The following is an 11,576-nucleotide window of genomic DNA, read 5'->3' as shown; positions in this document are numbered from 1 at the left end:
ATGTTCGGCACGAGCACCGAGCTGCCCGGCCTCGCGCCGGACCTGCTGGTCCGGGACCCGGCCGGCTGGCTGCCGGCCACCCACCTCGCCGGCGCCGGCCTCGACACCCTGCTCGACTCGTCGCGGCGCCGCTGGCAGGCCCAGCCGCACGCCGCCGCCGCGCTGGCCTGGAAGTCCTACACCTACTGGCTGGCCCTGCCGGCCGTGCTCGGCTGGGCGTCGGCCCGCCGGGTGCCGCTGCTGACCGCCGGCGACGTGCTCCTGCACTTCGCCGACCCGCGCCCGCTGGTCACCCTGGGCCTGCGCACCGACATCACGGTGGCGCTGCTGCCGACCGATCCTCTGGCGCTCAGCGGCCTGCCCCAGGTGCGGGTCGTCGCCGACGAGGCCGCGCTGCTCGAGGAGTTGCGCCGGTCGCTGCTCGACGAGCACCTGGCGCCGCTGCTGGACGCGATTCACGGCAGGGCGCGGCTGGGCACGCGGACGCTGCTCGGCTCGCTCTCCTCGGGCGTGGCCCACGCGGTGCTGCGCTCGGCGGACGTGCTGCCCGGCCCCTCGGCGGAGACCATCGCCACGCTGCTCGGCGCGCTCGGCGTCGACGACCTGATCGAGCTGGTGCCGGGCCGGGCCGGAAAGCTGGACGTGCAGCGCAAGACCTGCTGCCTGGCCTTCACCCTGCCGAAGCCCAAGGTGTGCGCCGGCTGCTGCATCAGCGCCGCCTGAGCACCCCGCCCTACTGGTCGGCGCGCTGCGCGTCCACGAGGTTGCGGACGTCCCACATCCAGGCGCCGCCCGTCCAGGTCGGCTGGAAGCCCAGGAGATCGGTCATCGCGCGCAGCATCTCGATGTCGCGGACCTGCGGGGTGAGCACGACCACGGCGGCCTTCCAGTAGCGCAGGTCGGCCAGGGTCATCTCCCGCCGGGTGTCGGTGATCTCCGGGATCGGGTTGCCCTGCTTGATCGACGCCATCAGGCCGCTCGTCGGCCGCCACGGCGGCGCGAACAGCGCCGAGCGGTCGGTCGGGTCCAGCGGGTTCTGGTTCGGCAGCAGCGCGTACGCGCTCGCGATCCGCATGTCCTGGCCCGTGTAGGCGCTCCAGCGCAGCGGGTCCGGGTAGGAGCTGTCGGGCAGCGGCAGGGCGACCAGCGTGTGGTTGTCGTCCACGTACTGCTTCCAGGCGCCCGAGGTGACGAACTCCGGGACCGGGTCCATCGGCGTGGTGCGCAACGGGGTCGGCGCGAGCGGCACCAGGGCCATCGCGACCGCCGTGATCATCGCAACCCGCACCGGGCCGCGGGCGGCGGGCTGGGTCTTCATCAGGTCCGACGCGCGCTGGCAGCCGAGCGCCAGGATGATGCCGACGATCGGCGCGATCGCCAGCGCCCAGCGGGTCGGCACCGCCGAGTTGAGGACCGGGACGCTGTGCAGCAGCGACCAGAGGCCGGGCACCCCGGTGTCGACGCCGTTGAGCCGGATGCGCGGGCCGAGCGACATCGCGCCGAAGAGCAGCGCGACGCCGGCCAGCGTCACCACGGCGACGCTGCGGCGCATCCAGGCGACCAGCCCGAAGAAGAGGATGACGAGGCCCCAGCCGAAGAACGCGTTCTCCTCGGAGGCGTTCTGGGCGAGGCGGCCCGCGTTGATCGTGTTACCGGCCACCGAGCGCTGCGCGTACGCGGTGAAGGAGCCCAGGTCGGCGCCGAAGTATCGGACGAACTCCGGCAGCCCGCGGTAGCTCTGCGGCCCGAAGAACTGCACGCAGAGGGGGTAGGCCAGCGTCGCCAGCGTCACGGCGGCGGCGATGCCGAGGCCGCGCAGGAACGCGCCGACCTCGGCGGGCCGGGACCGGCGCCGGGAGATCGCCATGACCGTGCAGAAGATGCCGAGGCCGACCGCGGTCATGAAGAGGATCTCGAGGTTGATGAACGCCTGCCAGACCAGCAGGCCCGCGAGGATCAGCCCGTTGCGGATCGCGCGGCCCGGCGTGCGCAGGGCGAGCGTGCGCCAGATGATCAGCGGAACCAGGAACTGGGAGACGATGTTCGGGTGACCGCCGGCGTGCGAGATCATGCTCGGCGCGAACGTGGCGAACAGCGCGGCGACCCAGGCGGCGAGCCGCGAGGTCACAAACTGGCGCGAGAGCACTAAATACCACGAGACGCCGGTAACTGCCAACGCGAGAGTAAGAAACGCGTTGAACGCCACATGCGGCCCGAACATCACAGTGATCGGCGTCATCGGCAGCGAAACGGCCAGCACCGAGGTGTTGGCCATCATGTTCACCCCATCGGGGTAATTCATGCGATCCGAGAAGAACGGATAAACGCCATCCGTGAGCACGCGTGCACCGTGCGCCAACATCCACTCAAAGAATGCCTGATCCTGTGGATCATCACGCAACTCATGATCAACATTGAGCCACAACGGCAAGGTGATGAAGATCGCTACTGCTATGAAGGTCCCTATAGCGAGAAGATCTCGTCTGGTGAGAGACCGCCACCATCGGGGCCGTGGCGCAGCCTCCGGCTCACTCTCCGCAGCGGCGTCAACTGCGGGTATGACCGAGATGGGCGAGCCGGCAACCTCTGTTTCCAGGGCGAGCAGCTCCGCGTCCAGGTCGTCGGCGTCGGCCTCGTGGTTGGGCGGCAGAACGTTCCCGCCGGCCGACTGGCCTGTCGAGTCAATACCCGTAATCGTCATAGCAACGGCGAGCCTAACCGAGGTTGGTAACAGTGTTGTGACGGGCGGGGCAGGCGTGATCGAGCCGATATCTAGCCCTGTATTAGCGGTCGATGGCGGTACCCGTGCATGATGGGTATCCCCCGTGGGTACCCACAGGGCCAATGTCTCAATCAGGCCAATAATGAGCGGCCACCCCCTGCTCAACTTTCGGTTGCGCGCGGCGGATGGTTAACTCTTCCGGTCCCGCTGTCAGCTCGGATCGGCAAGACGAGGGAACCTTACTTATGGCAGACATCACTGGAGACCAGCGGATCCAGTCCGAAGTGCTCGAAGGCCTCGCCACGGCCGTGAACCACCGTCGTTGGTTCGTGGAGCTCGCGCTCCCGTACCTGGGCGACAACCCGATCGAGATCGGGAGTGGTCTTGGCGACTATGCGCTCGAGTGGGCGGAGCGGGTTCCCCGCTTCACCGCGACCGAGGCGGACCCCGACCGGCTGGTGCTGCTCAAGGAGCGCCTCGCCGACCACGCCAACATCGACGTGCGGCAGATGCTGCTGCCCGCCGCCGATGCCGACGGTGAATACAGCGCCGCGGTCTCCTACAACGTTCTCGAGCACATCGAGGACCACGTGGGCGCCCTGCGCAGCATGGCTGAGCTCGTCCGCCCCGGCGGCCGGATCATCCTGATCGTGCCGGCGTTCATGTTCGCGATGAGCCAGGTCGACATCGCGACCGGCCACATCCGCCGCTACACCAAGAAGACGATGCGTGCCGCCATGACCGAGGCGGGCCTGACCATCGAGAAGCTGCACTACGCGAACGCGCTGGGCCTCATCGGCTACTACGGCGCGACGAGCATCTTCAAGCTGGCCCCGAAAGAGGGCCCGATGGTCAAGGTCTACGACAGCCTTGTGCTCCCGGTCACCAAGGCCGCCGAGAGCATCGTGAAGCCGCCGTTCGGCCAGTCGGTCTTCGTCGTCGCGAAGGTCCCCGGCTAGATCCGGTCAAACACGTCGAAGCCCGCCGGACCCTGGTCCGGCGGGCTTCGTCGTGTCCGAGGCTCAGGCCCGGACCTGGTACGTCGGGCGGACGGTCGCCCGGGCCAGCGTGTGGAACGCCAGGTTGAAGCCGACGTAGGCGGGCGTGGCGTCCGCGCCCACCTCGAGGCGGTCGACGTCGAGGGCGTGCACGGCGAAGACGTAGCGGTGCGGCCGGTCGCCGGGCGGCGGCGCCGCGCCCCCGTAGCCGGTGTCGCCGTAGTCGTTACGGACGGAGAACGCGCCGCCCGGCAACGGGTCGGCGCCGCGGTCGAGCTCGGTCACCGAGACCGGCAGGTTGACCACGACCCAGTGCCAGAAGCCGCTGCCCGTCGGCGCGTCCGGGTCGAAGCAGGTCACCACGAAGCCGCGGGTCTCGGCCGGGAAGCCGGACCAGGACAGCTGCGGTGAGAGATTCTTGCCGCCGACGCTGGTGTGCGCGTAAAGCTCGTCGAGCGGCCGGCCGTCGGTCAGGTCGGCGCTCGTCACCGTGAAGGCCGGAACCGGCGGCAGGATGTCGTAGGGATCCGGCGCTTCGGCTCGCTCCAGACTCATGCTCGGTTGTCCTTCCAGATCATGCCGGCGCCAGGCGGCGCCCACTCCGGGGGTCTTCCCCCGCAGCTCCAGCCTAACCGGGTGACGTGTCGCACATCTTTCGCACCTGTTGCCCCGCCGGACACGGGTTTTTCAGAAACGCACAGGTGGTGCGCATGGTTCGGCCCGGGTTGGGCAATTGTGATGTCAGACATCCGACCGGGTACGAAGGGCAGAGATCCCCGCGCTCGGTCGTGATCGGCCGCCGTCAGGCGTCCAGCAAGTCGGCACCCGCCCGTTGGGACGGGTGCCGACTGCTGTGCGGGGTGCGGCGCTCCGAGAGCTAGAGGCCGAACATCGGCAGGCAGGGTTCGAGACCCTCGATCCGCACGTCGACCGTGCGGGCGGCGGCCCAGCCCTCCCGATCCAGCCGGAGCCGGCGTCCGACGACCGCCTCGCCGCGGACCAGGTGCCGGGCGGTGCCGTCGTCCACGTAGCCGAGCCGCCGCGACACCCCGTACGAGGCGTCGTTGTCCGCGAACGCCTCCGAGGTCGCCCACCCGGCGCCCAGCCCGGTGAATGCCAGGTCCAGCACGGCGGCCCGCATCTCGGTGCCGTACCCCTTGCCCTGGTGCTCCCGGCCGAGCCAGGAACCCGTGCCGACCTGCCGCAGCACGGCGAAATCCTTCGCGTCGAGCGCCTGGGTGCCGATCACCTGCCCGTCCGCGACGGTCACGAAGTTCAGCGACCACTCCCGCGGCGACCATCGTGCCCACGTGTTCCAGTGCCACTGCAGCGTGTTGCGGGCCCGCTCCAGCGGGGTCACGTCGGTCCACGGCACCACGAACGGCTGACGGTCCGGCGCGTGCACCCCGGCGGCGGCGACCGCGGCGAGACGCTGCAGGTCGTCCGGGCCCGGAACCCGCAGTTCGAGTCTCGGCGTGCGCAGCCTGAGCCCGAACAGCGGCCAATACTCCGTGATCATGTCGGCGATTCTCCCGCCCAAGCGGCGCGGGCGACAGCGGATTTCAGAAGCGTTCGATGTGCAGCCCGCCGTAGAGCGGGCGGTAGATGACGCCGGTGCTCGGGTTCCCCGCGTCGATCATCATTCCGCCGCCCATGTAGATCCCCACGTGACCCGGTCCGACGACGAGGTCGCCCGGTCGCGCGGCCGCCCGGGAAATGCTGCGGGCGCGGGCCGCCTGACCGCCCGATGAATGCGGCAGATGCAGGCCGGCACGGGCATACGCGCGCTTGGTGAACCCGGAGCAGTCGAACGAATTCGGGCCATCTCCACCACGCCGATAGTTCTTACCCAACTGCGAGCGCGCGTACGCGATAACGGACGTCATCCGCACCCTGCCCCGGCCGGCGCGGTGCTGCCGGGCGTCCGCGCCTCGGTACCGGACCCCCCTAGGCGGTTTCGCCGCATGGTGGTGCCGACCGGCGCCCGCGCTCTCCCGGCGAGCGGCGGCCCGGCGCTCGGCGACCGCCTTACGGGCGTGTGCCTCCCGGCGCGCGGCCGAGATCCTGGCCAGCTCCCGCGCCACCGATCGCCGCGCCGCACGTAGCGCGACAACCATCGGCCGGGTAACGGTCCGGCGCGCCGTCGACCGGGAAACCCGCTGCATCAGGCGCAGTTCCAGGCGCGGTTGCCGTGCGGCGACGACGGGCGCGGAGACCTGGGCATACACGGTCTCGACCGGAGGTTCGACGGGCTCGAGAGCCGGCGCGCTCACCGCGAGCGCGAGCGCGCTGGCGGCCAGCACGCGGCCGGTAGACGGACGGGACAGCGAAGCCTCCGAGTTCGGCCCGGGGCACTCGCGCGAATCCCACATTCGGTACGGCCCATGGTGCCGCCGTACCGGTTGTCAACCGTCGAGCGGCGACAATGGGAGCCCAGGCAATTATGGTAATTCCGTCGATCATGCCAACACACATTCGCAGTGCCGTTGTACGGAACCGCAAAAATTGCTCCGCACGATGTAGATCCGGGCACTACCCGTTCGTATGACAAGTGAGCCTTTTTCAACGTGGCCCGGGCCCCGGTGACCGGCGGAAGTCGACGGCCCGGACAGCGCGGCCCGAGGCCAGGTAGAAAATTGCTCATTGAGTATTTATTTAGAAGGGACTCGCCGTGAAGACGTACCTGCTCAGCATCTTTCAACCCGACGGGCCGCCGCCCCCGCCGGAACAACTCGAACCGATCATGCGTGATCTTGCGGCCCTGAACCAGGAACTCGTGAACACCGGCGCGTTCGTGTTCTCCGCCGGGCTGTGCCCGCCGAGCACGGCAACGGTGGTGCGGCTCGCCGAGGGCGACGTGCTGCTCACCGACGGGCCGTTCATCGAGAGCAAGGAACACCTCGGCGGCTTCACGGTAATCACGGCGCCGGATCTCGACGCCGCCCTGAAGTGGGGCGAGCGAATGGCCAAGGCGACCACCCTGCCGATCGAGGTGCGGCCATTCCAGGCCTGAGCGAGGTATTCCGGGCCGAATACGGCCGCGCTGTCGCGGTACTCACCCGGGTCCTCGGGGACATCGACCTGGCCGAGGACGCCGTCCAGGAGGCGTTCGGAGTGGCCAGCGAGAAGTGGGCCGCCGACGGCGTACCGCCGAGCCCGGCCGGCTGGATCATCACGACCGCCCGAAACCGGGCGATCGACCGGCTGCGGCGCGACTCGGCCCGCGGGGCCAAGGAGGCGCAGGCGGCGATGTTGTTCACCGCGGAGCCGGCCGAGGAGGAGGTCGACCGGCTGCGGCTGATCTTCACCTGCTGTCATCCCGCGCTCTGGCAGGCGGCGCGGGTCGCCCTCACGCTGCGGCTGCTCGGCGGCCTCACCACCGCGGAGATCGCCCGCGCCTTTCTGGTGCCGGAGCCCACCATGGCGCAGCGCATCGTCCGCGCGAAGGGCAAGATCCGGGACGCCGGGATCCCGTACCGGGTCCCCCCACCGTCCGAACTCCCGGCCCGGCTGCCACCGGTCCTGGCGGTGATCTACCTGATCTTCAACGAGGGGTACGCGGCGAGCTCGGGTGCGGCACTGGTCCGCGATGACCTGTGCGCGGAGGCGATGCGGCTGGCCCGGATGCTCGGCACGCTGCTGCCCGACGAGCCGGAGGTGCGGGGCCTGCTGGCGCTGCTGCTGCTCATCGGGTCCCGCCGGGCCGCCCGGACCAACATGGACGGTGCCATGATCCGGCTCCGGGACCAGGACCGCTCGCTGTGGGACGCGGCGATGATCGCCGAGGGCCAGGATCTCGTGCGCGGCTGCGTGCGACGCGGGCGGCCCGGGCCGTACCAGCTGCAGGCCGCCATCAACGCGGTCCACAGTGCCGCGCGGGATGTGACCACTACCGACTGGGCGGCCATTCTGCAGCTGTACGACCAGTTGATGACGGTGGCGCCCACGCCGGTGGTGGCGCTGAACCGGGCGGTGGCGATGGCGGAGGTGGTGAGCCCCGGCGCCGCGCTGGCGGTGGTGAACGGGCTCGACCTGGAGCGGTACTACCTGTTCCACGCGGTCCGGGCGGATCTGCTGCGGCGGCTGGGGCGCGAGCAGGAGGCTCGCGCGGCCTACGACCTGGCCGCCGGGCTGACCGCCAACGAGGCGGAACGCTCGTTCCTTCGTGGAGCCCGGACGCTCGACGGCTGACTCACCCGCCGCGCCGGCCGCGCGAGATACTCGGCGTCATGCCGCTGCCACTGCTCGACGACATCCGCAGGCTCACCCCCGAGATCCGGGCCCTCGCACCGCAGATCGAGCAGGACCGGGAGGTGCCGGACCACCTGATCGACCGGCTGAGCAAGCTGGGCGTCTTCCGGCTGACCGCGCCGCGCGCCGCCGGCGGGCACGAGGCGGAGCCGGCAGACCTGGTCGCGGTCTGCGAGGAGCTGGGCCGGGCCGACGGGTCCGTCGGCTGGTGCGCGATGATCGGCGCCGCCACCGGCATCACCCTGGGTTACCTGCCGCGGGACGTCGCCACCGAGCTGCTCGCGGACCCGCGGTTCCTGATCGCCGGCGTGGCCGCGCCCATGGGCCGGGCGGTGCCGGTCGACGGCGGCCACCGGATCACCGGCCGCTGGCCGTTCGCCAGCGCCTGCCGGCAGGCCACCTGGCTGGTCGGCGGCGTACTGGTCAGCGACGGCAGGCAGCCGCCGCACCCGCGGCTCGCGGTCATGGCCGCCGGCGACCTGACGATCCACGACACCTGGGACGTCGCCGGGCTGCGCGGCACCGGCAGCCACGACATCGAGGCGACCGACGTCTTCGTGCCGGACACACGCATCTTCTCGCTCGCCGCGCCGCCGGTGCAGCCCGGCCCGCTGTACGCGTTCCCGCCGATCGCCCTGCTGGCGCTCGGAATCGGGGCGGTGTCGCTGGGAATCGCCCGGGCGGCGATCGCCGACTTCGTGGAGCTGGCCCGCGACAAGCGCAACCCGGTCACCGGCGAGGCGATCGCGGCGAGGCCCGCCGTACGCGCCGCCGTCGCCGAGGCCGAGTCGCTGCGGGCCGCCGGGCTCGCGTACCTGAATGGGGAGGTCGCCGCGGCCGGGACCGACGCGGAACGCCGGGCCCGGCTGCGGCTGGCCGTGCTCACCGCGACCCGCAACGCGGCCCGCGCCGTGGACCTGGTCTACCGGGCGGCCGGCGGCAGCGCCGTGTACGCGGCGAGTCCCCTGCAGCGCCACTTCCGGGACGTGCACGTGGCGACGCAGCACGCGATGGTCAACACCGACGTGCTGGAGACGGCGGGGGCGGTGCTGCTCGGAGAATCCGTGAACACCGCCCGCCTGTAGCTCAGGCCCGGACGTAGGGACGGGTCTCGCGGGCGTCGCGCAGGATGAGGCCCCACCAGGAAAGCTGGTCGAGCAGCCGGAGCGCGGCGGCACCGCACTCGGTGGGATCGTTGGGCAGACCGTCGGCGCCGAAGCGCTGCCACACGCTGTGGAAGCTGACGGTCTCGCGAACGGTGACCGTGTGCAGTTCGGCGAAGACCGGCCGCAGATGCTCGACCGCACGCAGGCCACCGGACAACCCGCCGTACGAGACGAAACCGACCGGCTTGGCGAGCCACTCCTCGCCATGGGCGTCGAGCACGGCCTTGAGCGGCGCCGGATAGCTGTGGTTGTACTCGGGGGTGACGACGACGAAGGCGTCGGCGAGCCCGAGCTTCTTGGTGACGGTGTCCTCCTCGGCGAGGTCGACGATCTCGATGTCCAGGTCTGCGCGGCCGCGCGCGACGCCGGCGAACCAGGCGGCGACCGTCGGCCCGAACCGCCCTTCCCGGGTGCTTGCGACGATGACGGCCACACGGAGCGGCTTTGCGGACAAGGGTCCTCCTCGTTCGGTGCGATGACAGGCCGACGGTAGAACTTGAACCGAGGTTTAGGTCAAACCGCCCGGGTGAGGATCCGACCTCCAAACGAAGAGACACAGCCGACCGGCGCCGGTGCGAGATAGGCGGCTTGGGCGGGCGCGGCAAAACAAGCGACCGCGACCACCGTCCCCACCGTGCCGAGGGCGCATCCCGTTGGCCGACATCGAGTGACCTGCGCCACTCCACAGGCCTCTTGTAGGCATCGGCGACCCGGGAATAGCTTCACTGATGTCCGTCAATACGAACCATGGGGGTATCCGTTGCGACGTCATCGATCACTTCTTGGAATCTCACTGGCCGCCATCACCACCGCAGGCGGGCTGGCCGGCACGATCACGCCCGCGGCGGCGACGCCCGTGGTTCCGCCCGGACATCGGTGGACCATGACCGAGGCGGAGCCGGCCGTGCCGGCCGCCGCCAAGGCCGCCGGGCTCGGCGACAAGCTCGCGCTTTGGTACGTGGAGAACGGCAAGGTGAAGGTCGGGGTGACTGACGCGTCGGGCGGAGTCGTCACCGAACTCCGCGCCCGGCTCGGCACCGACGCGGAGATCTTCCAGCACGCGCCGATCGAGTCCGCGACGCGGCTGACGCCGGCGCCCGCGGACGTACGGATCGTGACCGGCGCCGCACCCCAGCGGGCCGGCAAGGCGGTCGCCGCCGCGACCACCGCGACCCGACTGCTCGACTCGGTGCCATACGCCGGTGGTGACCGCATCACCAGCATCCAGACGATCAGCGGCACCCAGTACGTCGTCCAATGCACGGTCAGCGTCAAGGTGCTGCCCGACAGCGGCGGCGACGCCATGCTGTCCGCCGGGCACTGCGGCCCGACCGGGACGGTGTGGTACCAGGGTTACTACGACAGCGGCACGGTCTACAACACCGGGATATTGGGTAGCACCACCACGATGCAGTGGGGCAACGGCCGCCTCGACGGCGAGTTGATCCAGGGCTCGCAGTACGGCTATTTCCCGTACGCCTACACGACGTTGACCGGGCTGGAAAGCGTGACCGGTATCGCGGTGACCGGCACCGGCAGCAAGGTCTGCACCGACGGATCGTTCACCGGCTACAAGTGCGGCGCGACCATCACGAAGTACAACGTCTGCGCGAATATCACCGAAGGCACCACAGTCTACAGCGTCTGCCATCTCGACATCGCCGGTGCCAGCTCACAGATCGTGCAACCGGGCGACAGCGGTGGCCCGGTCTTCTATCCGAACAGCACGACCGACGTTGCTTTGGCTGGCACGATCAGCGCGCAGAGCAATAATGGTCGCGAGGTCTTGTTCAGCGACGCCGCATATCTGCAGAGCACGCTCGGCGTTGTCGTTCCACACTGATCTTCGACGGAAGCGGGTGACGGGCATGCCGAGAATGACCACCACGCTGGCAGTCGCCGCGAGTGGCCTGGCGTTGTTCTCGGCATCGGCCTGCGCGAACAACCCGGGCCACACCACCGAACCGGCCGGGCCGACCAGAGCCGCGCCGTCGGGCGGCGCGATCAGGGTGGACGACCAACCGATCCCGACGGTCGCCTCAGCCGCCTCCGGCCAGGTGCCGCTTCCGTGGCGGCTCATCCGCGTCGACCCGGCGCAGAACCGGATCTATGTGGACGTCACCAGCCAGAACTGTTCGTCGCCGCAGGCCGTGGTGGTCGAGGAGTCCGCCACCACGATCACTCTCACCGCCCTCGGCACCCAGCCGCCGACCGGTGCGTGCGCCGGCGAGAAGAGGAGTCTCGTCGGCTACGTGACACCCCGCGATCCGGTCGGCGGGCTTGAGGTGCGGCACGGCGACCAGTGACCCGTCAGGTCGGGCGCAGTGAATCGAGTGAGACTCTGAGCTTTCTGTTTAACGTTGATTTCGCCGTTTCGGGGTCTTGACCTGGGATTTCCTGATGGCGGGGTAGCGGGGTGCGGGCGTGGATCGGGAGCCT

General features: G+C 70.1%; 12 protein-coding genes. 7 read left to right on the top strand and 5 right to left on the bottom strand.

The genetic code is table 11. The annotated features are described in order from the left end of the window. Complete coding sequence (locus AB0F10_RS01395; protein WP_360619916.1) at nt 1-723, top strand: IucA/IucC family C-terminal-domain containing protein; 723 nt, start codon at nt 1-3, stop codon at nt 721-723. A gap of 10 nt (nt 724-733) precedes the next feature. On the opposite strand, the gene AB0F10_RS01390 is transcribed toward AB0F10_RS01395, so the two are convergent. Then, entirely contained in the window at nt 734-2,701 is a 1,968-nt protein-coding gene (locus tag AB0F10_RS01390; RefSeq protein WP_360619744.1) for a hypothetical protein, read from the bottom strand. A gap of 266 nt (nt 2,702-2,967) precedes the next feature. Between AB0F10_RS01390 and AB0F10_RS01385 the strand changes: the two genes are divergently transcribed. Continuing rightward, nucleotides 2,968-3,681, top strand: coding sequence for a class I SAM-dependent methyltransferase (locus AB0F10_RS01385; protein ID WP_360619742.1), 714 nt, complete (start codon nt 2,968-2,970; stop codon nt 3,679-3,681). Nucleotides 3,682-3,744: 63 nt separating this feature from the next. Here the strand turns inward: AB0F10_RS01385 and AB0F10_RS01380 are convergent, their stop codons facing one another. The 3 genes from AB0F10_RS01380 to AB0F10_RS01370 form a co-directional block, all read right to left on the bottom strand. After that, entirely contained in the window at nt 3,745-4,275 is a 531-nt protein-coding gene (locus tag AB0F10_RS01380; RefSeq protein WP_360619740.1) for a YbhB/YbcL family Raf kinase inhibitor-like protein, read from the bottom strand. A gap of 322 nt (nt 4,276-4,597) precedes the next feature. Beyond that, nucleotides 4,598-5,239, bottom strand: a complete 642-nt coding sequence (locus tag AB0F10_RS01375; protein ID WP_360619739.1) for a GNAT family protein — start codon at nt 5,237-5,239, stop codon at nt 4,598-4,600. A 43-nt stretch (nt 5,240-5,282) separates the two neighbouring features. After that, the gene (locus tag AB0F10_RS01370) at nt 5,283-6,023 is read right to left on the bottom strand and encodes an NlpC/P60 family protein (RefSeq protein WP_360619737.1); all 741 of its coding nucleotides are present in this window, start codon (nt 6,021-6,023) and stop codon (nt 5,283-5,285) included. Between the two features lie 368 nt (nt 6,024-6,391). Between AB0F10_RS01370 and AB0F10_RS01365 the strand changes: the two genes are divergently transcribed. Genes AB0F10_RS01365 through AB0F10_RS01355 form a run of 3 tightly spaced genes read left to right on the top strand, consistent with a single transcriptional unit; the run spans nt 6,392 to nt 9,056 of the window. Then, on the top strand, nt 6,392-6,733 hold the full coding sequence (locus AB0F10_RS01365; protein ID WP_360619735.1) for a YciI family protein: 342 nt from the start codon (nt 6,392-6,394) through the stop codon (nt 6,731-6,733). Continuing rightward, complete coding sequence (locus tag AB0F10_RS01360) at nt 6,721-7,911, top strand: DUF6596 domain-containing protein (RefSeq protein WP_360619915.1); 1,191 nt, start codon at nt 6,721-6,723, stop codon at nt 7,909-7,911. Before AB0F10_RS01365 ends, AB0F10_RS01360 begins: the two co-directional genes overlap by 13 nt. Nucleotides 7,912-7,949: 38 nt before the next feature. After that, nucleotides 7,950-9,056 carry an acyl-CoA dehydrogenase family protein gene (locus tag AB0F10_RS01355; protein WP_360619733.1) on the top strand — a complete coding sequence of 369 codons (1,107 nt, stop codon included), beginning with the start codon at nt 7,950-7,952 and terminating at the stop codon, nt 9,054-9,056. A 1-nt stretch (nt 9,057) separates the two neighbouring features. Here AB0F10_RS01355 and AB0F10_RS01350 read toward each other — a convergent pair whose 3' ends face one another. Then, a complete protein-coding gene (locus AB0F10_RS01350; RefSeq protein ID WP_360619732.1) occupies nt 9,058-9,591 on the bottom strand; it encodes an NAD(P)H-dependent oxidoreductase in 534 nt (177 codons plus the stop codon). A gap of 429 nt (nt 9,592-10,020) precedes the next feature. Between AB0F10_RS01350 and AB0F10_RS01345 the strand changes: the two genes are divergently transcribed. Both AB0F10_RS01345 and AB0F10_RS01340 read left to right on the top strand, forming a co-directional pair. Next, nucleotides 10,021-10,980: a hypothetical protein gene (locus AB0F10_RS01345; protein ID WP_360619730.1), complete on the top strand. Its 960-nt coding sequence runs from the start codon at nt 10,021-10,023 to the stop codon at nt 10,978-10,980. Between the two features lie 25 nt (nt 10,981-11,005). Then, nucleotides 11,006-11,443: a hypothetical protein gene (locus tag AB0F10_RS01340; RefSeq protein WP_360619728.1), complete on the top strand. Its 438-nt coding sequence runs from the start codon at nt 11,006-11,008 to the stop codon at nt 11,441-11,443. Nucleotides 11,444-11,576 lie beyond the last annotated feature (133 nt).

This window comes from Actinoplanes sp. NPDC026623, from assembly GCF_040638275.1.
In the GTDB taxonomy this organism is placed as follows: domain Bacteria; phylum Actinomycetota; class Actinomycetes; order Mycobacteriales; family Micromonosporaceae; genus Actinoplanes.
Note: the sequence above shows the minus strand (reverse complement) of the source record. Positions and strands in the feature narration are given on the sequence as shown.

What these genes read in the sequence shown, in the direction of transcription:
- AB0F10_RS01380 (WP_360619740.1), bottom strand. Translation starts at nt 4,275, where the DNA reads ATGAGTCTGGAGCGAGCCGAAGCGCCGGATCCCTACGACATCCTGCCG.
- AB0F10_RS01345 (WP_360619730.1), top strand. Translation starts at nt 10,021, where the DNA reads ATGACCGAGGCGGAGCCGGCCGTGCCGGCCGCCGCCAAGGCCGCCGGG.
- AB0F10_RS01395 (WP_360619916.1), top strand. Translation starts at nt 1, where the DNA reads ATGTTCGGCACGAGCACCGAGCTGCCCGGCCTCGCGCCGGACCTGCTG.
- AB0F10_RS01385 (WP_360619742.1), top strand. Translation starts at nt 2,968, where the DNA reads ATGGCAGACATCACTGGAGACCAGCGGATCCAGTCCGAAGTGCTCGAA.
- AB0F10_RS01390 (WP_360619744.1), bottom strand. Translation starts at nt 2,701, where the DNA reads ATGACGATTACGGGTATTGACTCGACAGGCCAGTCGGCCGGCGGGAAC.
- AB0F10_RS01340 (WP_360619728.1), top strand. Translation starts at nt 11,006, where the DNA reads ATGCCGAGAATGACCACCACGCTGGCAGTCGCCGCGAGTGGCCTGGCG.
- AB0F10_RS01355 (WP_360619733.1), top strand. Translation starts at nt 7,950, where the DNA reads ATGCCGCTGCCACTGCTCGACGACATCCGCAGGCTCACCCCCGAGATC.
- AB0F10_RS01375 (WP_360619739.1), bottom strand. Translation starts at nt 5,239, where the DNA reads ATGATCACGGAGTATTGGCCGCTGTTCGGGCTCAGGCTGCGCACGCCG.